Source organism: Streptomyces sp. CNH189 (assembly GCF_000527195.1).
Genome location: NZ_AZUS01000007.1, coordinates 162,053 through 185,181, shown reverse-complemented (window position 1 = coordinate 185,181; position 23,129 = coordinate 162,053). Strand labels below are relative to the sequence as shown.

Annotated in this window: 15 protein-coding genes; 6 read left to right on the top strand and 9 right to left on the bottom strand. The window is 71.9% G+C overall.

Annotated elements, in window-relative coordinates; genetic code table 11:
• Positions 1-66: 66 nt before the first annotated feature.
• Positions 67-1,149 carry an LCP family protein gene (locus B100_RS0112310; RefSeq protein WP_024884740.1) on the bottom strand — a complete coding sequence of 361 codons (1,083 nt, stop codon included), beginning with the start codon at positions 1,147-1,149 and terminating at the stop codon, positions 67-69.
• 333 nt (positions 1,150-1,482) lie between these two features.
• Between B100_RS0112310 and B100_RS0112305 the strand changes: the two genes are divergently transcribed.
• The 5 genes from B100_RS0112305 (at position 1,483) to B100_RS0112285 (ending at position 9,907) form a co-directional block, all read left to right on the top strand.
• Positions 1,483-2,604 (top strand): hypothetical protein, encoded by a 1,122-nt coding sequence (locus B100_RS0112305; protein WP_078540873.1) that lies wholly within the window; start codon positions 1,483-1,485, stop codon positions 2,602-2,604.
• Between the two features lie 374 nt (positions 2,605-2,978).
• A complete protein-coding gene (locus B100_RS0112300; RefSeq protein WP_051489978.1) occupies positions 2,979-4,688 on the top strand; it encodes a stealth family protein in 1,710 nt (569 codons plus the stop codon).
• A complete protein-coding gene (locus B100_RS0112295) occupies positions 4,685-5,629 on the top strand; it encodes a hypothetical protein (protein ID WP_024884737.1) in 945 nt (314 codons plus the stop codon). The genes B100_RS0112300 and B100_RS0112295 overlap by 4 nt, the downstream gene beginning before the upstream one ends.
• 7 nt (positions 5,630-5,636) lie before the next feature.
• Entirely contained in the window at positions 5,637-8,501 is a 2,865-nt protein-coding gene (locus tag B100_RS0112290) for a stealth conserved region 3 domain-containing protein (RefSeq protein WP_024884736.1), read from the top strand.
• A gap of 17 nt (positions 8,502-8,518) precedes the next feature.
• Positions 8,519-9,907: a GDSL-type esterase/lipase family protein gene (locus B100_RS0112285; protein WP_024884735.1), complete on the top strand. Its 1,389-nt coding sequence runs from the start codon at positions 8,519-8,521 to the stop codon at positions 9,905-9,907.
• Between the two features lie 107 nt (positions 9,908-10,014).
• Here B100_RS0112285 and B100_RS0112280 read toward each other — a convergent pair whose 3' ends face one another.
• The 8 genes from B100_RS0112280 to B100_RS0112240 all read right to left on the bottom strand — a co-directional run bounded on the left by B100_RS0112280 (position 10,015) and on the right by B100_RS0112240 (position 21,861).
• Positions 10,015-12,144, bottom strand: coding sequence for a 3-hydroxyacyl-CoA dehydrogenase NAD-binding domain-containing protein (locus B100_RS0112280; RefSeq protein ID WP_024884734.1), 2,130 nt, complete (start codon positions 12,142-12,144; stop codon positions 10,015-10,017).
• On the bottom strand, positions 12,141-13,358 hold the full coding sequence (locus B100_RS0112275) for a thiolase family protein (RefSeq protein ID WP_024884733.1): 1,218 nt from the start codon (positions 13,356-13,358) through the stop codon (positions 12,141-12,143). Before B100_RS0112275 ends, B100_RS0112280 begins: the two co-directional genes overlap by 4 nt.
• Positions 13,359-13,524: 166 nt before the next feature.
• Positions 13,525-15,348, bottom strand: a complete 1,824-nt coding sequence (locus tag B100_RS0112270) for a hypothetical protein (RefSeq protein WP_024884732.1) — start codon at positions 15,346-15,348, stop codon at positions 13,525-13,527.
• Positions 15,349-15,733: 385 nt separating this feature from the next.
• The gene (locus tag B100_RS0112265; RefSeq protein ID WP_024884731.1) at positions 15,734-17,281 is read right to left on the bottom strand and encodes a TrkH family potassium uptake protein; all 1,548 of its coding nucleotides are present in this window, start codon (positions 17,279-17,281) and stop codon (positions 15,734-15,736) included.
• Complete coding sequence (gene trkA / locus B100_RS0112260; RefSeq protein WP_024884730.1) at positions 17,278-18,591, bottom strand: Trk system potassium transporter TrkA; 1,314 nt, start codon at positions 18,589-18,591, stop codon at positions 17,278-17,280. Before trkA ends, B100_RS0112265 begins: the two co-directional genes overlap by 4 nt.
• Positions 18,592-18,784: 193 nt before the next feature.
• On the bottom strand, positions 18,785-20,065 hold the full coding sequence (locus tag B100_RS0112250; RefSeq protein WP_024884729.1) for a ribonuclease D: 1,281 nt from the start codon (positions 20,063-20,065) through the stop codon (positions 18,785-18,787).
• Positions 20,066-20,254: 189 nt separating this feature from the next.
• Positions 20,255-20,917: a helix-turn-helix transcriptional regulator gene (locus B100_RS0112245; RefSeq protein ID WP_006130493.1), complete on the bottom strand. Its 663-nt coding sequence runs from the start codon at positions 20,915-20,917 to the stop codon at positions 20,255-20,257.
• Positions 20,918-21,186: 269 nt separating this feature from the next.
• Positions 21,187-21,861, bottom strand: coding sequence for a DUF3000 domain-containing protein (locus B100_RS0112240; protein WP_037722623.1), 675 nt, complete (start codon positions 21,859-21,861; stop codon positions 21,187-21,189).
• A 190-nt stretch (positions 21,862-22,051) separates the two neighbouring features.
• Here B100_RS0112240 and hemE point away from each other — a divergent pair, with 190 nt between their 5' ends.
• On the top strand, positions 22,052-23,119 hold the full coding sequence (gene hemE / locus B100_RS0112235) for a uroporphyrinogen decarboxylase (RefSeq protein WP_024884727.1): 1,068 nt from the start codon (positions 22,052-22,054) through the stop codon (positions 23,117-23,119).
• The last annotated feature ends 10 nt before the right edge of the window (positions 23,120-23,129 follow it).

Here is a 23,129-nt window from a genome sequence, read left to right as displayed (position 1 = left end):
GCCGCCGGACGACGGCCCCACGGCGGGGGTGATCCGGCCGACGCCGGCGGCGACCCGGCCGGCAGGTCAGGAACCGCCGCCGGTGGCCGGGGACTTCTTGGCCGACTCCGGGATCTCCTGGTCGCTCCGGATGGCCTTCCACAGCGTGGACGCCTGCGGCTCGGCGGCCACCACGCGGTTGGGGTCGGTCTTGTCGTACGCCACCGGCAGCATGATGGTCTCCATGGAGCCCGGGTCGACACCGTTCATGCTGCGCCCGAAGTCCGCGAGCGCGGTGAGGGAGGCGAGTTCGGTGTCGGTGGTGAGCGCGGCCGTCAGCGTGTCCGCGATCTTGTAGGTCTTGGTGGGGCTGCCCAGCAGGTCCTGCTTCTTGATCTCGCCGAGCAGGGCGACCATGAACTCCTGCTGCAGACCGATCCGGCCGAGGTCGCTGCCGTCGCCGATGCCGTGCCGGGTGCGGACGAACTGCAGGGACTCGGTGCCGTCCAGGCGGTGGGTGCCCGCGGTCAGGTCCAGGCCGCTGGACTTGTCGCGAATGTCCTCGTCGACGGTGACCTCGACGCCGCCGATCGCGTCCACGAGGTCCTTGAAACCGGCGAAGTCGATCTCGACGTAGTGGTCCATGCGGACGCCGGACATCTTCTCCACCGTCTTGACCACGCAGGCCGGACCGACCTGCGAGTAGATGGAGTTGAACATCACGCGCTCCGCCGAGTCCACCGTGGAGCCGTCCGCGTCCTTGCACTCGGGCCGGGTCACCAGGGTGTCGCGCGGGATGCTGACGGCGACGGCCTGGGTGCGGCCCTCGGGTATGTGCATCACGAGCGCGGTGTCGGAGCGCGCCCCGGCGATCTTGCCGGTGTTCAGCTCCGCGTTGTCGCCCGCGCGGGAGTCGGAGCCGAGGATCAGGACGTTCTGGCCGGACGTGGGCAGCTTCTCGGGGCGGTCCGTGCCGATGGCGTCGTCGATGTCGACGCCCTTGATGTTGCCGTCGAGGCCGCTCCAGAGCCAGTACCCGGTGCCGGCGCCCGCGACGACGAGCACGGCCAGCGAGAGCAGGATCCACCGGCCGGTGCGCCGCCGGCGGGGCGCGTCCGGTCCGCGCCCACGGCGCGACGTGCTCGGGGTGTCGGTGGCTGGGGTCGTCATCCGAAGGGTCCTCGTCTGTGCGTGGCGCGTGGTGCCGGTGCGGGTGGTGCGAAACCGCAGGTACTCGGCCCGGCGGTGGCGCCGGGTGCGGTCGCCCGGCGCGCGGCTGCTCGGGCGAACGGACAGACCCACGACCCCGGCCGGGCGTTGTACGACAGTGATCCACATCACGGAATGTCGTGGGCGGCTGGGGTGTGGCAGGGCGAGCGGCTCTCGTCCGTCACGGACCGGTGCGCTCGCCTTTAGCTGTCCGATGCATGTATGCGGTGTGCATATCATGTGTGCGTTCCAGGCCCCGTGTCCATATCGGGTGAACGTTCCAGGGAGCCCGACATGGCGATACGGGATCGGTCCGCGCGCACGCCGCGCCGCGGTCGCGCCGGCACAGCCGTTCCGGCACCCTCCGGCCGGCCGGCGACCGGCACCGCGACCGGCTCCTGGCTGGCGCGGGGCAAGGACGGCCGGCTCACCGCGTACGCCCGCTGCGAGGGCGGCCTGCTGCGCTGGACCGAGCACCGGCCGGGCGGCCCCGACTGGTCGGCGCCCGTGTTCCTTCCCGTCGACGACCTCACCGACCTGGCCGTGGCCCAGGGCGCCGACACCTACGTGCACTTCGTGGGCCGCCGCGAGCGGCACACCGACGGCGCGGTCCAGGTCGACGTGGTGCACGCGGTGCAGTACCAAACCGGACGGCCTCTCACGGAGTGGCGCTCGTTGGGGAATCCGCACCGCACGCCCGAGCGGGCCGTGCTGTTCGGGGCGCCGGTGGCGGCGGTGGCCCCGTCCGGCGACGTCCACGTCTTCGCACGCAACGCGGGCGGCGGGCTGATGATGCGCAGGGAGGGGCGAGGCGGCCGCTGGGAGCCCTGGGCCGACCTGCGGGGAGCCGGTCTGCGGGGCGGCCCGGCCGCGACCGCCGCGGCCGGCCGGGTCGAGGTGTTCGCCCCGACCGGGGGCGTCACGCTCACCTGGAGTCAGCCGGAACCCGGCGCCGTGCCGCGGCGCTCCCACGACGTACGGCCCGGCGCGCTGCCCGGATCGGCCGCCGCCCTGGAGACCGCGCCCGGCAGGCTCACCTGGTTCTGGACCGACCCGGCAGGCGCCGGCCTGGTCTGCCGGCGGCCCGGCTCCTGGGCCGTCCCGCTGAGCGGCACCCCGTCGGACGGAGCCAACGTGCTGCTGCGCGTGGCGCTCGACGGTCACGACTGCACGGTCATCGCCCACCGGGGACGTGCCGGCACCGTGCTCGTCGGTGTCTGCGGGACGGAGGCCGAGGCGTCGGGGCTCTGGTGGGGGGACACCGGACGGACCTGCCTGGGCGACCCTGCCCTGGCGCACGACGCCCACGGCCGGGCGGTGCTCGCCGTCCTCGGCCCCGACGGGGACCTGTGGGTGGCGCGGCAGGGCGTCGGCCCCGGGCTGTCCTTCACGGACTGGCTGCGGGTTCCGTCGTGACGCGCCCGCACGCGGATGCGGCAGTGGGCGAGAAGGTTGTAGCGATGTGGCATGTCTGACAGATCGTCGGCATAAGCGATCACCGGTGGACATCAAGTGCTTGTAATGTAAACATTCCGCCAGGCCGGTGATCAGTGTGTGACGACCGGTGGTGCTGACGGTGAACACGCCGGTGGAGCCGGTCCCTGTGGACAGCGCGCCACGGGTCACGCAGGCCGACCAGGGTGGGGTCATTTCGCCGGAGCGATTCGCTCCGGCCTTGATGTGAATGGTGCAGAAGTCTGGTGAGCCTCAATAACCCCGAGGCGAGCGCGCTCGTGTCGACATATCGATCTCTGCTGCCTGTAGGGGCGAGGCGCCGGATCGTCCGCCGGGTGCCGGGCCCCGTGCGCAACTCGGTGAAACGCTCGCTGGCGTCCGCCGACGCCGTGCGTTCGGCCGTGGTGGTCCGGGCGCTCGGCGGGAGCCGCAAGGCCGGCAAGCAGGAGTCCGAACCGTCCGTGCGGGTCGTCCGTGCGGCCGGCCGGCATCTGCGTGCCGTGGAGGTGCCCGGCGCCACCGCCTGGGCCGCCCGGGCCCGCAATCTGCACATCCTCGTCGCCCTGCTGGAAGAGGCCGGGATCGACTACTTCTGCGTACGGGACAACGGGTCCCCGACGCCCGGCGTGGCCGTCCCGGCGCGGTGGCGTACCGATGTCGAGGAACTGCTGCGGCTCACCTGCGTGGACCACCCCGGCTACGTGAGCCTCGCGTCGAAGGGGCAGATGCGGCCCGCGGCCGCGCCGGCCGCCTGGCGTGCCCTGCGCGGACACCGTGTGCTGCGGATGACCTGGGTCGTCTGCGACCCTTCCGGGAACCTGGTCTTCGGTTCCGAGTACGGGTGCGACATCGAGTTCTGGGCGGAGCAGGACGGCCGGCTGGTCGCCCCCCGGCCCAACAAGGTGGTGACCGAGGTTCCGGTGGACGCGGGCTGGTGCTGGGCGGATCAGAATCGTTTCAGCATCACTCCGGCGGTCTACAACACCGGCCACGCCCGCACCCTGCCCGAGTTCGCCGCCACGCTCCCCGACGACCACACCTTCCCGATCGACGTCGTCTACACCTGGGTCGACGACTCCGACCCGCGGTGGCGGGCGAGCCGGGACGCCGCCCGCGCGCGGCTCACCGGCGTCACCGGCGGCGGACTGCACGAACTGGCGGCCAACGACTCCCGCTACACCAGCCGCGACGAACTGCGGTACTCCCTGCGCTCGATCCACCAGTACGCCCCGTGGGTGCGGAACATCTTCCTGGTCACCGCCGGACAGGCACCGTCCTGGCTGAGCACCGACTTCCCGGGCCTGCGCGTCGTGGACCACCGGGAGATCTTCTCGGACCCCAGCGCGCTGCCGACGTTCAACTCGCACGCGATCGAGAGCCAGCTGCACCACATTCCCGAACTCGCCGAGCACTTCCTCTACCTGAACGACGACGTGTTCTTCGGCCGTCCCGCACAGCCGGGCCAGTTCTTCCACGCCAACGGCCTGACCAAGTTCTTCCCGTCCAAGGCACTGGTCCCCTCCGGCCGCGCCAGCACCGCGGACCTGCCCGTCGACGCGGCGGGGAAGAACAGCCGAGGCCTGGTGGCCCAGCAGTTCGGCACCGTCATCTCCCAGAAGATGAAGCACACCCCCCACGCCCTGCGGCGCAGCGTCCTCGCGGAGATCGAGCAGGTCTACGCCAAGGCCCACCGGGTCACCCAGCACTCCCGGTTCCGCTCCCCGCACGACGTGCCCATCGCGTCCTCGCTGCACCACTACTACGCCTACCACTCGGCCCGCGCGACGGTCGGCGACATCCGCTACGTCTACGTCGACCTGGCCGCCGACACGGCCCAGCGCCGGCTCGACAACCTCCTCGCCCGGCGCAACTTCGACACCTTCTGCCTGAACGACACGGTCCCCACCGACGACAAGGCGGCCCAGTCCCGGATGGTCGCGGACTTCCTGGACGCCTACTTCCCCGTCCCGAGCCCCTACGAGCGCCCGCGACCCGACCAGGCGGCCGCGCGCCGCCCGACAGAGCTGGAGACGGCACAGGCATGATCCCTCGACGCAAGCAGCTGAAGCGGATGCGTCGGCGTGCCGGTGCCCGGCTCGTGGCGACGCGCTCCCGCCTGATGACCCGCTTCTTCATCCCCCGGCGCGTCGGCAGCACGGCACGCCTCGACTACGCGGCCGTGCTCGACGGGCAGACCGTCAACCTTCACGCGGAACTCCCCGACAAGATCCGTGACGTGCGGGATGCGGAGATCCTCCTCGGCCGGCGCAGCCGCACGTTCCGCGTTCCCGCCCGGGTCTACACCGACCGGGACGGGCGTCTGCTGATGAGCGCCGCGGTACTCCTGGGCGCGGCCGTGGGCGGTGCCTCCGTCACCCCCGGACGCTGGAGGATGAGGCTCCGCGTGCGTTCGGGGCGCGGCAGCCGCACCTTCCCGCTGCTGCTGGCGGAGCACACCACTCCGCTCCGCGGGAGCACGGGCCCCATGAAGTACGCGCCGCTGACGGCCGACCGCTACCGTCTCGGGCGCACACTGCGCGGCGACGCGCGCCTCGTCTGCATCCAGGCGAAGCCCGCCGCCGAGGTGGTCAACGTGTACATCGAGCACGCGCGCATCGAGGTCGACCTGCGCGTGCTCGGCACCGGCCCAACACCTCCCCGGGCCGAGCTCGTCGCCGCGGGGCGCAGCGTGAAGTGCCCGCTCGCCGAGGTGGAGCCGGGTGTGTGGCGACTGCGGGCTCCGCTGGCCGAGATGCTCCCGTCCACCGACCGTGCCGAGCACTGGAACGTCATGGTCCACACGGACGGTCACCCGCCGCTGCGTCTGGCCCGGAGGCTGCACGACGTGCGGACACCGGAACGGGTCTTCGCCATGCGGAAAATCCTGGTGTCCCCGGTGCGCGGCGCGCTCATGACGATCCAGCCCCGATACACGCCGGCGGGGAACTTCCGGTTCACCTGCGGACGCGAGTCCGGGGCCGAGTGAGGAACACATGAAGGTCGCTTTTCTGCTGACCGAGGCCGATGTCATGGGCGACGCCGAACGGGCGCTGCTCGGGCACGCGTCGGAACTCGCGACGCGGCACGAGGTCCAGGTCATCAGTGTCTTCAAGACACGCCGACGCCGCTTCGCCGCACCCGATCCGCGGGTCGCCGTCAGCTTTCTCGTCGAGTCCCTGCAGTCCAGGGCGGTGCGGCGGCCCGGCCCGGACGCCGCCACCGGCGCCGCTCTCGCCGCGCTGCCCAGCGAGGTGGTCGAGCGCCGCTGGGACGACCGCTTCCACCGGCTGTCCGACATCGAGGTGGAGTACGCCCTGCGGGACCTGGACGCCGACGTCCTGGTCGTGACCTCACCGGCGCTCCTCGCCTACACGGCACGCTTCGCGCCCCCGCGGGTGATGACCGTGTACTACGGGACGACCGCGCCGGAAACGGGCGGCCCCCAGGTCGAGCCGCTGCTGCGGTACCTCACCCGGTGCGACGCCGTCGCCCTCCCCCGCGCCCGCAGCCGGGAGTGGTTCACGGAGACCTTCGGCCAGGGCGTCCCGCCCCTGGTCGACGTTCCGCCGTTCCTGGGCGACGGCTTCCGACCTCGCTCCACGCTCCAGACGCGCATGGTGCTCCTCGTGGCGCGACTGGAGAAGCAGTCCGGCGTCGCCGAGGCGCTGGCCGCCTGGTCCAAGGTCCTGGAGCACCAGCCGACCTGGACCCTGCGCATCATCGGGGACGGCCCACTGAGCCGGAACCTGGTGGGCAGGCGCGACCAGATGGCGCTGCAGGGCAGTGTCCAGTTCGTCGGGGAGGCGCCCGCCGTCGTCGCGGAGGAGTGGGCGAAGGCCAGCATCGCCCTGAGCACCGCGGAGGAGGACGCCGTCGGGCTGTCGCTGATGGAGGCACAGGCCGCCGGTGTACCCGTCGTCGCCTACGACAGCCCCAACGCCGTACGCGAGGTGGTGGCCGAGGGCCGGACCGGGCTGCTGACCGCGACCGGCGACACCGAGGCGCTGGCCTCCGCGCTGCTGCACATGATCGAGAACAGTGAGATGCGCGGGGCGATGGGTGACGCCTCGGTCGAGGCGGCGGAGCGGTTCCGTCGCCCGGCGCCGTGGGACGACCTCCTCGCCGCTCTGGACGCCGACCGGCGCTCGGGACGGCGCGCCGAGGAGAGGGCCCGGCGGGTGGCCGCCCACGCACTCGTCTCCGGGGTCTTCGGCGGAGCGGCCTCCGCCGCCACCACCGTCCCACAGAGCACCCGGCACACCCGGAAGCTGGCGACGACCGAGGAGCGCCTGCTGAAGCACGACGCCTCGCTGACGCGTGCCGGCGGGCAGGTGTGCCGCGTCGTCCAGGCGGAGACGCCCTTCGACATCGTCAACGCGAATCTGCGCATCGTCGCCGACGCGCTCGAGGCGGCGCGCATCCCGTACTTCGTCAGCCGGACGAACAAGGTGCGCCACACCATCGCCGTGCACGCGAGCCTGCGGGAGGAGACCCTCAAGAGCCTGGCCGAGAGCTGCCGGGACCAGGCCGTGTACATGGCCGTGCTCAACAGCGCGGACCAGTCCGTCGCCACCACGCTCGCCGGCTTCGCGACCGACCACCTGCAGACCGCGTGCCCGGGCGTCCGTGTGTACCAGAGCGCGGTCACGCAGTCCCGCACCCTCCGGCTGGGCCCGGCCTACGGCTGCACCGTGGCCTTCTGGGACGACGACGCCGACGACGACGAGTGCGTCGTCTCCTCCTACCGCACGCTCATCGGCAGCCGGATCCCCAAGTCCGCGCTGCTGCGCGAGCCGACGGTGCTGGGCGGGCGCCGGTATCCCACCCTCCAGGCGTTCAACCAGACGCTGCACCACGACATCGACTTCCCCGTCGACGCCGTCTACACCTGGGTCGACGGCGCCGACGTCGCGTGGCTGGAACGCAAGAACGCGGTGCTCGCCGCCAAGGGGATCGAGACCGAGGACGCGGCGACAAGCGCCGCCCGCTTCCGCAACCGCGACGAACTGCGCTACTCGTTCAGGTCGCTGGACATGTACGCCCCGTGGATCCGCAACATCTACGTGGTGACGGACCGTCAGGTGCCGCAGTGGCTGGACGTCTCGCACCCGCGCGTCCGCGTGGTGGACCACACCGAGATCTTCGGCAACGAGGGTGCGCTGCCCACGTACAACTCGCACGCCATCGAGAGCCGGCTGCACCACATCGAGGGTCTGACCGAGCACTTCCTCTACTTCAACGACGACGTCTTCGCCGCCCGTGCCATTCAGCCGAACCTCTTCTTCCTCGGCAACGGGCAGGCCAAGCACTTCATGTCGTCCAACGCCATCCCGATGAGCGCCGTCTCGAGCCAGGACGAGTTCAGCCGGATGGCGGCCAAGAACAACCGCGCCCTGGTGTCGGGGATGTTCGGCCGGACACTCGTGAACTCCTTCATCCACGCGCCACATCCGCTGCGCCGCAGCGTCATGTACGACCTGGAGAAGTACTTCCCGGACGCTCTGCGCGCCACCGCGCACAACCAGCTCCGGGACAGCACCGACGTGTCGGTCGCCTCGTCGCTGCACCACTACGTCGGCTACTACACGGGCCGCAGTGTGCCGGGCAGCATCACCAGCGGCTTCGTCAACGTGGGGCTGAGCGAGCAGGTGAAGAACCTCCACCACCTGCTCGCGTCCCGTTCCAACGACGTCTTCTGTCTCAACGACTTCCACGACGGGGACATCTCGGAGGACGAACAGGACGCCACGCTCGCCGCGTTCCTGCCCAGCTACTTCCCGATCGCCAGCCAGTTCGAAGCAGGATCGCCCCGCAACCAGCTGTTCCACGCGGGGCGACTGCCCGCGTGGCCGTTGTGAGGGGGGTCCAGGAGACCATGAACAAGTTCTGCATCATCGGCAATTCCGTGGCGACGTCACGGACCCCGGCCGAAGCGCCACTGGCCGGCTGGGGACAGTACCTCACGGACTTCCTCGGTGACCGCTACGAGCTGAAGAACTATGCCCGTGACGCCATGACCGCGCGCGCCTACTACACGGAGCGGTTCGTCAAGCTGCTCAACATGCTCGGCCCCGGGGACGTGGTGGCCATCGACTTCGGTGCGGTGGAACAGCGGATCAACGTGCCCCTCCGCTATCACAGCCCTCAAGAGTTCACCGAGTTCCTGACCGCCTACGTCGAGGCGATCAGCGGCGAAGGTGCGATACCGGTACTGGTGACGCCCACCGCACGCTGCACCTTCGACGTCCATGGCGCCGTCATGGACTCGCACGACGGCTATCCGGCGCTGGTCCGCGAGGTCGCGGCCGCCACGGGAGCCCCGTTGGTGGACCTGAACCACTTCACGACACAGTTGCTCCAGGAGCTGGGTCCCACGCGGGCCCGCGGCTTCTACCGGTGGACGGACGCGGGCGAACACCCCAACCACCCGGACGGCATCGTCGACTCGACGCACTTCAACGAAGCGGGCGCACGCGAGGTGGCGCGGATCTTCGCTTCGGTCCTCCACGGGCTGCCGGGCCTGCCGCCGGGCCTCCTGGCTCCTGAGACGCTTCAGCAGCAGGGCGTCTATCCGCCCGTTCAGCTGGAGTTCACCGTCACGAACCCGGAATCGGCGCTCTACGGCGATCCCGTCGCGGGCCCGCCGGCCATCAAGTCGCCCGCCCCGGCGAAGATCGTGAGCCCACTGCACAAGTTCTCCGGCGAGGCCCCGCCCGGGACGTCGTACCTGCTGTTCTTCGAAGGCGACACCTACCTGGGCGGCACCTCCGTCAACGAGGAGGGCCGCTGGCTGTGGCGGCGCGCGGTGTCCTGGCCGGGCGGCGAACACTTCCTGCGGGTCGTCGGTATCACCGACTCCGGTGTGACGGCGGCGGCCGGTGTGCCCTTCACCGTCCGCGACCACGTGGACCCGCCGGTGGTGCTGGGCCCCCGCGAGGGGGCCTGGAGCGGCCCGCGGCCCCGCTTCTCCGGGACTGCCGGCCCCGATGTCTCCAAGGTCATGGTGCTGGAGGGCGGCCGTCTGATCGCCGAGGCGCCGGTACGGGACGACGGCACGTGGAGCGTGCGCCACCCGCACGACTGGAAGCCCGGGCGGTACGAGGTGGAGTTCGTCTCGGTGTTCAGCGCCCTCCACTCCCGGCCGGCCCGGCTGACCATGCGGATCCACGGTCTCCCGGACGACAGCTGGATCAGGACGTCCGCCGCCTCGCGCGAACCGTGCGGTGAGAAGTGCGAGCACCTTCCCTTCGCCGGGACCTGGTGAACCGCCGTAGGCGAAGGAACGCGCGCCGGGTGCGCGTGGCACCGTGACGGGGAAGGCCCCGACACCTCGCGGGTGTCGGGGCCTTCCGTCGATGACCGGTACGGCCGTCACGCCGGAACCGAAGCCACCCCCGGCTCCAGGAACCGCTTGCCGTTCACCCGCTCGGAGACACCCTCGCGGTCCAGGTACGGCGTGATGCCGCCCAGGTGGAAGGGCCAGCCGGCGCCCGTGATCAGGCACAGGTCGATGTCCTGGGCCTCGGCGACGACGCCCTCGTCGAGCATCAGCCCGATCTCCTGCGCCACCGCGTCCAGCACCCGCTCGCGGACCTGCTCCTCGGTCAGGACGGTGTCGCCCTGCTTCAGCAGCGCGGCGACCTCCGGGTCCAGCTCCGGCTTGCCGGAGTCGTAGACGTAGAAGCCGCGCTTGCCCGCCTCGACGACCGCCTTGAGGTTCGGGGAGACGGTGAACCGCTCCGGGAACGCCCGGTTGAGGGTCTCGGAGACGTGCAGGCCGATCGCGGGACCGACCAGCTCCAGCAGCACCAGCGGCGACATCGGCAGACCGAGCGGCTCGACGGCCTTCTCGGCGACCTCGACGGGGGTGCCCTCGTCGATGACGTTCTGGATCTCGCCCATGAAGCGGGTCAGGATGCGGTTGACGACGAACGCCGGGGCGTCCTTCACCAGCACCGCGGTCTTCTTCAGCTTCTTGGCGACGCCGAACGCCGTGGCGAGCGAGGCGTCGTCGGTCTGCTCGCCGCGCACGATCTCGAGGAGCGGCAGCACGGCGACCGGGTTGAAGAAGTGGAAGCCGACGACCCGCTCGGGGTGCTTCAGCTTCGACGCCATCTCCGACACGGACAGCGAGGAGGTGTTGGTGGCGAGGACCGCGTGCGCCGGGGCGACCGCCTCGACCTCCGCGAACACCTGCTGCTTGACGCCCATCTCCTCGAACACGGCCTCGATGACGAAGTCCGCGTCCGCGAAGCCCTCGGCCTTGTCCAGCACACCGGTGACCAGGGCCTTGAGGCGGTTGGCCTTGTCCTGGTTGACGCGGCCCTTGGCGAGCAGCTTGTCGATCTCGGCGTGGACGTAGCCGACGCCCTTGTCGATGCGCTCCTGGTCGATGTCGGTCAGCACGACCGGCACCTCCAGGCGGCGCAGGAACAGCAGCGCGAGCTGGGAGGCCATCAGACCGGCGCCGACGACACCGACCTTGGTGACCGGGCGGGCCAGGCTCTTGTCCGGGGCGCCCGCGGGACGCTTGCCGCGCTTCTGCACCAGGTTGAACGCGTAGATGCCGGAGCGCAGTTCGCCGCCCATGATCAGGTCGGCGAGCGCCTGGTCCTCGGCGTCGTAGCCCTTCTGGAGGTCACCGTCCTTGGCGGCGGCGATGATGTCCAGGGCGCGGTAGGCGGCCGGGGCGGCGCCGTGCACCTTGGAGTCGGCGATGAAGCGGCCCTTGGCGACGGCCTGGTCCCAGGCCTCGCCGCGGTCGATCGCCGGACGCTCGACCGTGATCTCGCCCTTGAGGACGGACGCGGTCCAGATCAGCGACTGCTCCAGGAAGTCCGCGCCCTCGAACAGCGCGTCCGCGATGCCGAGTTCGTAGACCTGCTTGCCCTTGAGCTGCCGGTTCTGGTTGAGGCTGTTCTCGATGATCACCGAGACGGCCTTCTCCGCGCCGATCAGGTTCGGCAGCAGGGTGCAGCCGCCCCAGCCGGGCACCAGGCCGAGGAAGACCTCGGGCAGCGAGAACGCGGGCAGGGCCGCGGACACCGTGCGGTAGGTGCAGTGCAGACCGACCTCGACGCCACCGCCCATGGAGGCGCCGTTGTAGTAGGCGAAGGTCGGCACGGCCAGCTTCGACAGCCGCTTGAAGACGTCGTGGCCGCCCTTGCCGATGGCCAGCGCGTCCTGGTGGCGCTTCAGCAGCTCGACGCCCTTGAGGTCGGCGCCGACCGCGAAGATGAACGGCTTGCCGGTGACGCCGACGCCGACGATCTCGCCGTCCGCGGCCTCCTTCTCGACCTGGTCGATCGCGGCGTCGATGTTCGCCAGCGACTGCGGGCCGAGCGTGGTCGGCTTGGTGTGGTCGTGGCCGTTGTCCAGGGTGATCAGGGCGAAGCGCCCAACACCCAGCGGCAGGTCGAAGTGGCGTACGTGCGCCTGCGTGACGACCTCGCCGGGGAACAGCTCGGCCGCACCCTTCAGAAGCTCTGCGGTGGTGCTCACTTGTCCCCCTCGAAGTGCGGGTTTTCCCAGACGACCGTCGCGCCCATGCCGAAGCCGACGCACATGGTGGTCAGGCCGTAGCGGACCTGCGGCTGCTCCTCGAACTGGCGGGCCAGCTGCGTCATCAGGCGGACGCCGGAGGAGGCCAGCGGGTGGCCGAACGCGATGGCGCCGCCGTACTGGTTGACGCGGGCGTCGTCGTCGGCGATGCCGTAGTGCTCCAGGAACGCGAGGACCTGGACGGCGAAGGCCTCGTTGATCTCGAACAGGCCGATGTCGTCGATGGACAGGCCCGCCTGCGCGAGGGCCTTCTCCGTCGCCGGGATCGGTCCGTAGCCCATGACCTCGGGCTCCACGCCGGCGAAGGCGTAGGAGACCAGGCGCATCTTGACCGGCAGGCCGTTCTCGCGGGCGAAGTCCTCGGAGGCGATGACCGAGGCGGTGGCGCCGTCGTTCAGACCGGCCGCGTTGCCGGCGGTGACCCGGCCGTGCACGCGGAACGGCGTCTTCAGGCCCGCCAGGTTCTCCAGCGTGGTGCCCGGGCGCATCGGCTCGTCGGCCGTGACCAGACCCCAGCCGGTCTCGCCGCCCTCGGGCGAGGTGCGGCGCACGGAGATCGGCACCAGGTCGGCCTGGATCTTGCCGTTGGCGTACGCCTTGGCGGCCTTCTCCTGGGAGCGCACCGCGTACTCGTCGGCGCGCTGCTTGGTGATGCTCGGGTAGCGGTCGTGCAGGTTCTCCGCGGTCATGCCCATGAACAGGGCGGACTCGTCGACCAGCTTCTCGGAGACGAACCGCGGGTTGGGGTCCACGCCCTCACCCATCGGGTGGCGGCCCATGTGCTCGACACCGCCCGCGATGGCGACGTCGTACGCGCCGAAGGCGACGGAGCCGGCCACCGTGGTGACGGCCGTGAGCGCGCCGGCGCACATGCGGTCGATGGAGTAACCCGGGACCGAGGTGGGCAGGCCCGCGAGGATGCCGGCCGTGCGGCCGATGGTCAGGCCCTGGTCGCCGATCTGCGTGGTCGCGGCGACGGCGACCTCGTCGATCTTCTTCGGGTCGAGACCCGGGTTGCGGCGCAGCAGCTCCCGGATCGCCTTGACGACCAGGTCGTCGGCGCGGGTCTCGTGGTAGATGCCCTTCGGGCCCGCCTTGCCGAACGGGGTGCGGACGCCGTCGACGAAGACGACGTCCCTGACGGTACGAGGCACGATGGCTCTCCTCCAGATACGGGATGCTGAGCGCTTGCTTACGACCCATGCTACTTGCGGGTAACGTAACTGCACACCCCCGTCGACTGGAGCGGCGAACATCACACGGCCGGCCCCGTGGACGAGGGCCGGCCGAGCGTGTGCGCGCCCGGTGCGGGCGCCGGTCCTACGACCGCCGGAACCGCGCCCGCAGGCCCCTGCGCAGCCGGGCCCGGGTGCTGATCCGCTCGGTGCGGCCGGAGACGCGGCGGGCCACCGAGGCGGACCGGTTCTCGGCCACGTCCAGCTCGCCCGCGTGCTGCGAGAAGAGCGCGCCACCGGTGCTCATGGCGATCTCCGCCGTGTACGTGCCGGGCGGGACGTCGGAGAGGTCCACGCCGTCGCGGTCCTCCGCGGTGAAGTACCCGAAGCCGTACGAGCCGAAGTCGCCCGGCGCCATGAGCGGCTGGATCTTCTCCACCCGCTTGATGGCCTTGAGGGCGACGGTGTGCGTGCTCTCCTCACCGCGCAGCGTGAGGTAGTACGAGGAGTGGGTCGCGCGGTCCGCGTTGCGGCCCGGGAGGAAGAACACGCCGTGCACGCGGAGCCTGGCCCCGTCCATCGCGAAGCGCTTCAGGGAGAACACCGTGCCGCCGGGGCCGGCCCCCGTGAGGTCGCGCTTGACCACCCGGGCGCCTTTCACGTCGGCCCGCAGGATGACCTCGCTGCCCCCGGAGGCGGCCCGCCGGTCGATCGTCCGGTAGGCCACCAGGGGGACCCTGCGGTCGTAGTCCTCGCTCTCGCTGGTCACCCGCGCGAACACGTCGTAGACGCCGACGGGCAGCGAGTCCAGCAGTTCCCTCGCGTCACAGGTGAAGCCGCCGTCCTTGTAGGAGGCGAAGTGCGTGTCGAAGTACTTGAGGTAGAGCTGGTCCGCCGGCACCGACGTCGCGTCGGCCACCCACGCCTGGTCGTCCCGGACCAGCACCAGCTGCTTGGTCTCCTGCGCGCCGGCCTCCTCGCCCCGCTCCGCTGAGACACCGGGCAGGAAGGCGTGCCCGGTCAGCGTGGCCTGCTCGGGGGAGAGCTGCGCGGCCACCAGGACGCCCGTCGCGGTGTCCCGCGCCCGCAGCTCCGCGAGGTGTTCGGTCGCGGCGGGCTCGTCCACCTCGCCGGAGCCGACCTGGACCTCGCCGAACCGCGGCACCGTGCCCTCGGTGAGCGCGTAGATGACGCTGAGGATCACCGAGAGTCCCTGCCGCGTCACCTCCGCGTGCTTCACCAGGGCGGTGGACTCCACCATGAAGAAGTTGAAGTTGGAGTACTTCCGCAGCGCCGGGAGGAAATGGACGACGTGTTCCTCGTACTGGTAGTCCCGGCTCGAGGAGAACAGGTAGATGTTGCGGTCGAGGTCGGTGTTCTCGGCCAGCAGCTCCGGCAGCACCGCGTCCAGCCGGTCCACGTTCTCCTGCGGCTCGCCCTCGCCGAGGACCCACGCGCCGAGCACCCCGTGCCCCTGCGAGTAGCTGCCGATGAAGTACTGCGGGGTGGAGGCGACGATGTTCCGGTAGCCGTACTTCAGGGCGTAGTAAAAGGCGGCGCTGGCGCCCTTCGAGGAACCGGCCAGAACCACCGTGTCACGGGACAGGCCCAGCTTCTCGCGGTAGTGCGTAATCAGTTCCTCGACCGCGTCGGAAACGGAGAAGTCCATCGCCCGCGCCACGTAGTACGACGTTCCTCCGTCGAACCGGTCGCGGATTCGCAGCACGTTGCACTGGACGCCGGAAAGGGCGTTTCCGAAACCGTACTTGGAACCGACCGAGGAAAACACGACAAGGAGGTTGCCGTGGTCGCCCGCAGCGGGCGTGAACTCGTACTCGATCTCCCAGTTGCCGTATTTCTCCACACGTATCTCGGGCGTGCGGATCGTCGCGGTCCTGTAGTTTTCGGACGTGTGGGGGAGTGTGTCCGAATGCTGCGGGTTGGCCGGGCGGACGTGGCTGGGTTCCATGAAATGGTGCCCCTTGTTCCTGTCAGAGATTTTCCGTTCGGAGTTCGGGCCGCTCCGCAGGAAACTCCTCCGACGTGGGGTACGGGCGTTTTCACAGGGAGAGCGGCCGGGTCGAGGCTAACCCATGCCGCCGCTGTGGAGCGAGAGGCGGTCCCACGGCTCGCTCCGCGCTTTTCCGATCATCGGCCGCCGCCCCGGCCGGCGGGCCGGAATGGCGTCCAAGTGACCCCAAAATACCCGGACTTCGACGACGCGGCGGCGTGCGCCGCTCCGGGCGGCGCACGGGCCCGGTTCCGGCGGCCCCCCGCGGAGCCTACGGGGATCTTGGCGTGATCTCGACCCCGCACGTCGGCCGCACGGACCCCTCCGGGACGGCCATGACCGCCTACGCGCGCCAGTAGCCGCGGCGCAGGAGCACCGCCAGGGGCACGATCTCGATGCGGCCGAGCAGCATCAGCGCGGTCAGGAGCACCTTCGACGCCTGCCCGAGCGGTGCGTAGGAGCCGAACGGGCCGAGCTCGCCGAAGGCCGGGCCGACGTTGCCCAGGCAGGCGGCGGCGGCGCCGAGCGCGGTGAACGCGCGGGTGCCGCCCGCGTCCGCTCCCGCGTCCAGGGCGAGGCCCAGCGTGCCGAGCGCGAGGGCGAGCAGGTAGAGCAGGACGAACAGCAGCACCGAGCGGAGCACCGGAGTGCCGACCACCCGGCCGCTCACCCGCACCGGCAGGACGGCGTCCGGATGCACGGCCTGCTCCAGCTCGCGGCGGGTGAAGCGGAAGAGGACGAGATGACGGACGACCTTGACCGAGCCGCTCGCCGACCCCGCACAGGCCCCGGCGAACATCAGCGCCAGGAGCGTGAGCGTCGCGAGGGCTCCCCAGTCCGACCAGTCCAGCGTCGCGAAGCCGGTGGTGGTCGTCACGGAGACCGCCTGGAAGACCCCGTGCCGGACACCGGCGAGCCCGGTGACGGTGCCCGCGGCGAACAGCTCGGCCGCCACGACGCACGAGGCCATGAGCAGCAGGCCCAGGTAGAGCCGCAGTTCCTCGTCGCGGGAGGCGGCCCTGACCTGGCGCAGCACGGCCAGGCGGTACAGCCGCAGCAGGTTCACCCCGGCCACGGCCATCAGCCCGCACAGCACCCACTGCGTCACCGGGGCGAGGTCGCGCGCCGAGCCGTCGTCCGGGGTGAACCCGCCGAGGGCCACGGCGGACGTCGCGTAGGAGAACGCGTCGAAAAGGCCCATCCGTCGGTCCAGCCCGGCCCACCCCAGCGCGGCCAGCACCAGGACACCGGCAGCCGTCACCGCGAGGTAGACCTTCCACAATCGGCGGGCGGTCCCGCGGACGGTCGCGCCGAGCGACTCCGTCTCGACCGGCCCCGGCAGCTCGGAGCGCAGCAGCTCGCGCCCTCCGATGCGCAGCCGGGGCAGCACCGCGAGCGCGAGCACGATGATCCCCGCACCCCCCAGCCAATGGGTGAACTGGCGCCAGAACAGCATGTCGGGCCGCAGCGCGTCCACGTCCGTCAGCACCGTCGCACCGGTGGCGGTGAACCCTGACATCGCCTCGAACCAGGCGTCGACCGGCCGGTCGAGCTGCGGGACGTCACCGAGCAGGAACGGCACCGCGCCGAACGCGGGCACGAGCAGCCAGACCGCCACGACGACGAGGAAACCCTCCCGGACGCCCAGCGGGGGCCGGCTGCCCGTGAGGCGTCTGAGGACCCCGCCGGCCACGGCCACGGCCGCCCCGGTGACGAGGAACGGCCACGGAGGCTCGCCGGCCGCCAGCGCGACGGCCGCCGGGGCGGCGAACGCGAGGGCGAACCAGGTGAGCAGGGCGCCGACGACCCCGAGCGCGGTCCTCAGGTCGACGGCCGTCCGCCCGCGTGGGCTCCACCGGCGCCGGGGCGTCGACGGGCGCGGCCGCCTCACAGGTCGTGCTCGATCGCGGGGACGCGGGCGGGTTCGGTGAGGACGACGACCCGGTCCCCGGGCAGGAGTTCGTCCCGCCCGTCGGGGAAGAACACGGTGCCGTCGCGCACGATCGCGCCCACGCCGGCGCCGGGCAGTGCGTCGACCGGACCGTGGGCGAACCGGCTGCCGGGCCGCACGGTGACGTCCAGCACCTCGAAACGGTCGTCCCCGAGCATCGCCATCTGACGGGTGCGCTCGTCGAACGTGAAGCGGGCCATCTTCTCGGCGGTCTCGTCACCCGGATCGATCGTCACATCGGTGCCGGCGGCCTCGAAGACCCCGGCGGCGGAGGGGTCGTCGAGCACCGCCATCGTCAGCCCGACCCCGTGCAGCTTCGCGAGCACCGCCGCGTGCAGGTTGCGCGAGTCGTCCCCGCCGGCGAGCACCGCCGCCCCCGCCGTACCGATGCGCTCCTGGCTCAGGAACGCCGGGTCCAGGCCCGACGCGTGGAACACCCGCGCCCGGTCCAGCGCGGCGGCGGCCGCGCGTGCCCGGGCGGCGTCCGGTTCGACGATCCGCACCAGGACGCCCCGGTCGAGCAGTACCCGGGAGACGGCCCTGCCCATGCGCCCGGCGCCGTACACCACCACGTCGTCGACGGGGTCGGCCCCGGTGACCAGACGGCTCCACGCACGCGCCGCCGAGGGGGACGCCATCGCGATGATCCAGTCGTCGGGACGCACCACCTCGTGCGCGGCCGGGACGGTCCAGTTCCCCTCGCGCACGAGGGCGACCACCCGCGACGCGGCGGGCAGCCCCGCCTCGCGCAGCGGACGGCCGGCCAGCCGCGGCGCCGCCGCCCCCCGGACGTCGACGCCGAGCACGACCACCTCACCGCGGACGAAGAAGTCCACGTGCCGTGCGCCCGGCACGTGCAGGACGCGCTCGACGGCGCTCGCCGTCTCGAACGCGGTCGAGACGAGCAGGTCCACGTCGAGGTCACCCGCACGCCAGGCGTCCAGATAGTCCGTCCCGGTGGCCCGTACGACCGTCCGCGCCGACGACAGTCGGCGGGCGAGCATGGCGGTGACCAGGTTGACCTCGTCGCGCGAGGTGCACGCCAGGACGAGGTCCGCGCCGGCCACACCGGCGTCAAGGAGCGTCTCGCGGCGGGTGCCGCTGCCGTGCTCGGTCCGCACGTCGTAGGCGTGCGACAGGGCGTCCAGACGTGTCCGGTCGATGTCGATCACCGTGCACTCGTGCGCCTCGGCGAGCGACTTGACCACGGTGTGACCGACCTGGCCCGCACCCACCACGACGACCCGCATGCCTGCATCGTGGCACGCGCACCGGCGGCCCGCCCGGCACCGGCGGCCCTCTCCGCGAAGGCGGCGCGTGGCCACGGCCGTTGCGGGCCGCCGGGCGCGGTGGGGCGTCGGGCCGGTGCGGCGAAGGGCCGTCCGGACGGCGATCCGCCGGCCCCGCGTCGGACCCCGCTCCGTGCGCCGTACGGCGCGGCGGTCAGGCGGTGAGCGCGGCCACCAGCACCGGCGTGACCTGCTCGACCTGCCAGACCCGGGCGCCGTGCGCGGTCAGCGCCGAGGCGACCGAGTCGGCGGTCGCCGGGGACGGCGGCTCCCAGCAGACCCTGCGCACCGTGTCCGGGGTGATCAGGTTCTCGGCGGGCATGTTCAGCTGCTCCGCCAGCGCGCTCACGCCCGCCCGCGCGGCTGACAGCCGCGCCGCGGCGGCCGGGTCCTTGTCGGCCCAGGCACGGGGCGGCGGCGGGCCGGTCACCGGCTGGCCCGGCTGCGGCAGCCGGTCCTCGCTCAACGCCCTCGCCCGGTCGACGGCCGCCTGCCACTGCTCCAGCTGGCGCCGGCCCACACGCTGCCCGAAGCCGTTCAGCCCGGCCAGCGCGTGCGCGTTGGGCGGCAGGGCGAGCGCGGCCTCCACGATGGCCGCGTCGGAGAGCACCTTGCCGGGGGAGACGTCACGGCGGCGGGCGATCCGGTCCCGGGTCTGCCACAGCTCCCGTACGACGGCCATCTGCCGGCGGCGGCGGACCTTGTGCATGCCGGAGGTGCGCCGCCAGGGGTCCCTGCGGGGCTCGGGCGGCGGCGCCGAGGCGATCGCGTCGAACTCCTCGCGGGCCCAGTCCAGCTTGCCCTGCCGGTCCAGCTCCTTCTCCAGGGCGTCCCGCAGGTCGACCAGCAGCTCCACGTCGAGGGCGGCGTAGCGCAGCCACGGCTCGGGGAGCGGGCGGGTGGACCAGTCGACGGCGGAGTGGCCCTTCTCCAGCAGGAAGCCGAGCACGTTCTCGACCATCGCGCCGAGGCCCACCCGCGGGAACCCGGCCAGCCGGCCGGCCAGCTCGGTGTCGAAGAGGAGGGTGGGCACCATGCCTATCTCGCGCAGGCAGGGCAGGTCCTGGGTGGCGGCGTGCAGCACCCACTCGACGCCGGACAGCGCCTCACCGAGCGCGGACAGGTCGGGGCAGGCGACCGGGTCGATCAGCGCGGTGCCGGCTCCCTCGCGCCGCAGCTGCACGAGGTAGGCGCGCTGGCCGTAGCGGTAGCCGGAGGCACGCTCGGCGTCCACGGCGACGGGACCGCGGCCCGCGGCGAAGGCGGCGACCACCTCGGCGAGGGCGGTCTCGTCGGCGATCACGGGCGGAATGCCCTCGCGGGGCTCCAGCAAGGGGATCGGCGCCTGTGCAGCAGAGGCTCCGCCGTCGTCCGGAGGGGCGCCTCCGGTGGTGCGCAGTGGACTGTCTGCTGCGGTGTCGTGGGCGTCGGTCACCTGTCAAGAGTATCCGTACGGGCCGGTACCCGACCTGCCCCTCCGCCCGGTGAGGGCGCCGACCAGCGAAAACAGGCCGCATCGGATCCCGCGTACGGCAGCACGCGCGGGCGCCCGCCGACATGGGGACATCGGCGGGCGCGGGGGAAGGGGGAGTGGGGGCGCGGGCGTGAGGGACGGGGGAGGGGGTCAGTGGATGATGCCGGTACGCAGGGCCACCGCCACCATGCCGGCGCGGTCGCCCGTGCCGAGCTTGCGGGCGATGCGGGCGAGGTGGCTCTTGACGGTCAGGGCGGACAGGCCCATGGAGACGCCGATCGCCTTGTTCGACTGGCCCTCCGCAACCAGCCGCAGCACCTCGACCTCGCGGCCGGACAGCTCGCGGTAGCCGCCCGGGTGGCTCGGGGCACCCGGGGGGCGGCGGTGCAGGCGCGCGGCGGCGGCGCCGATGGGGGCGGCGCCGGGCCGGGTGGGAAGCCCCAGGTTGGTGCGGGTGCCGGTGACGACATAGCCCTTGACACCGCCGGCCAGTGCGTTGCGCACGGCGCCGATGTCGTCGGCGGCCGAGAGGGCGAGCCCGTTGGGCCAGCCCGCGGCGCGGGTCTCGGAGAGGAGGGTGAGGCCGGAACCATCCGGCAGGTGGACTTCGGCGACACAGATGTCGCGGGGGTTGCCGATGCGGGGACGAGCCTCCGCGACGGACGAGGCCTCGATGACGTCGCGTACACCGAGCGCCCACAGATGGCGGGTGACGGTGGATCGGACGCGCGGGTCGGCCACGACCACCATGGCGGTCGGCTTGTTCGGGCGGTAGGCGACCAGGCTTGAGGGCTGCTCGAGGAGAACGGACACCAGGCCTCCTGGGGTGCGGGACGGGGCCGGCTCGTGGGGGGTGAAGCCGGGACGAACCGTGCTTTCAAGGTCACAGTCGTCTTCGGCAGCAAACCTGATGTCCTTTAGGAAATGATCACGATCTGGTGAGTAACAATCCGGGCAATTCGGACGCACGATCGATCATTCGAAGATCGAACGGTTTCGGTCCGCGTCGCAACGCTTCCGAATGTGGCCGTATCGACAAAGAGATGGGCAACGAGGATTGACCGGGGCCCGGCACGGGCAGCTCAACGCGACTGCGGTCCCCTCCGCTGCGGGAGCGTCACGACCGACGCGTCCCCGGGCGCGGCCGGCGGCAGCCCTGCCACCTGCGCCAGCAGATCGCACCAGGCGACCATGTGGCCGGCCGTGTCCGGCACCCCGCCCAGCCCCTCCCGGGGCGTCCAGGAGGCGCGGATCTCGATCTGCGAGGCCGGGGGCCGCTCGGACAGCCCGCCGAAGTAGTGGGAGCTCGCCCGTGTCACCGTCCCGCTCGGCTCCCCGAACGCCAGTCCGCGCGCGGTGAGCGCACCGGTCAGCCACGACCAGCACACGTCCGGCAGCAGCGGGTCCGCCGCCATCTCCGGCTCCAGCTCCGCGCGCACCAGGGTCACCAGGCGGAACGCGCCCCGCCACGCCTCGTGCCCGTCCGGGTCGTACAGCAGCACCAGCCGGCCGTCCGCGAGATCGTCCTCACCGTCCACGACCGCCGCCTCCAGCGCGTGCGCGTACGGCGCGAGGCGTTTGGGCGCGGGTGTGGGCTCGACCTCGATCTGCGGCCGCAGTCGCGCGCCCCGCAGCGCGTCGACAGCGGCCCGGAAGGGCAACGGGGGCGTACCCCCGGGTCCGGTGTTCGCCCCGTCCTCCTTCGGTTCGTCCATTCCGCCAGCGCCGTCCGACAATCGTCCCTGAGCCGCAGCCATGCGGGGAAGATTAAGCGGAACGGGCCGTCGGCGCAGGGAGGGACACCCGTGCCGTCCGGGGGTGTCCGGATCACGCCGCACCCCCGCCGCGCGCCCCCGCTCCGGGGGACCGCCGGTCGATGCGAGTGACCCGGGCCACCCGGGGCGCCCGGCGGCCGGACCCCGTTCCCGACATGCGAGACTGGCCGGTGTGAGCGCCAACGTGAGCCCGACGGGCAGCCAGCCGACTTCGACGTACGACAGTGCCTTCCTCAAGGCGTGCCGGCGTGAGCCGGTGCCGCACACCCCGGTGTGGTTCATGCGGCAGGCCGGGCGCTCCCTGCCGGAGTACCGCAAGGTGCGCGAGGGCATCGGCATGCTCGACTCCTGCATGCGCCCCGACCTGGTCACCGAGATCACGCTGCAGCCGGTGCGGCGCCACCGGGTCGACGCGGCCATCTACTTCAGCGACATCGTCGTCCCCCTCAAGGCCATCGGCATCGACCTCGACATCAAGCCGGGCGTCGGCCCGGTCGTCGAACAGCCGGTGCGTACCCGCGCCGACCTCGACCGGCTGCGCGACCTGACCCCCGAGGACGTCCCGTACGTCACCGAGGCGATCGGGATGCTGACCCGGGAGCTGGGCTCCACCCCGCTGATCGGTTTCGCGGGCGCCCCCTTCACCCTCGCCAGCTACCTCGTCGAGGGCGGCCCGTCCCGCACGTACGAGAACGCCAAGGCGATGATGTACGGCGACCCTGAGCTGTGGGCCGACCTGCTCGACCGGCTCGCGGAGATCACCGCCGCCTTCCTGAAGGTGCAGATCGAGGCCGGCGCCTCGGCCGTCCAGCTCTTCGACTCCTGGGCCGGCGCCCTGGCCCCCGCCGACTACCGCCGCTCGGTGCTGCCCGCCTCGGCGAAGGTGTTCGACGCGGTGGCCTCCTACGGGATCCCGCGCATCCACTTCGGCGTCGGCACCGGTGAACTGCTCGGGCTGATGGGCGAGGCCGGCGCGGACGTCGTCGGCGTCGACTGGCGCGTCCCGATGGACGAGGCCGCCCGCCGCGTCGGGCCCGGCAAGGCGCTGCAGGGCAACCTCGACCCGACCGTGCTCTTCGCCGGCCGAGAGGCCGTGGAGACCAAGGCGCGGGAGGTGCTGGACTCGGCGGCCGGCCTGGAGGGCCATGTCTTCAACCTCGGCCACGGCGTCATGCCGTCCACCGACCCGGACGCCCTGACCCGCCTCGTGGAGTACGTCCACACGGCCACCGCCCGCTGACCGTGTACGG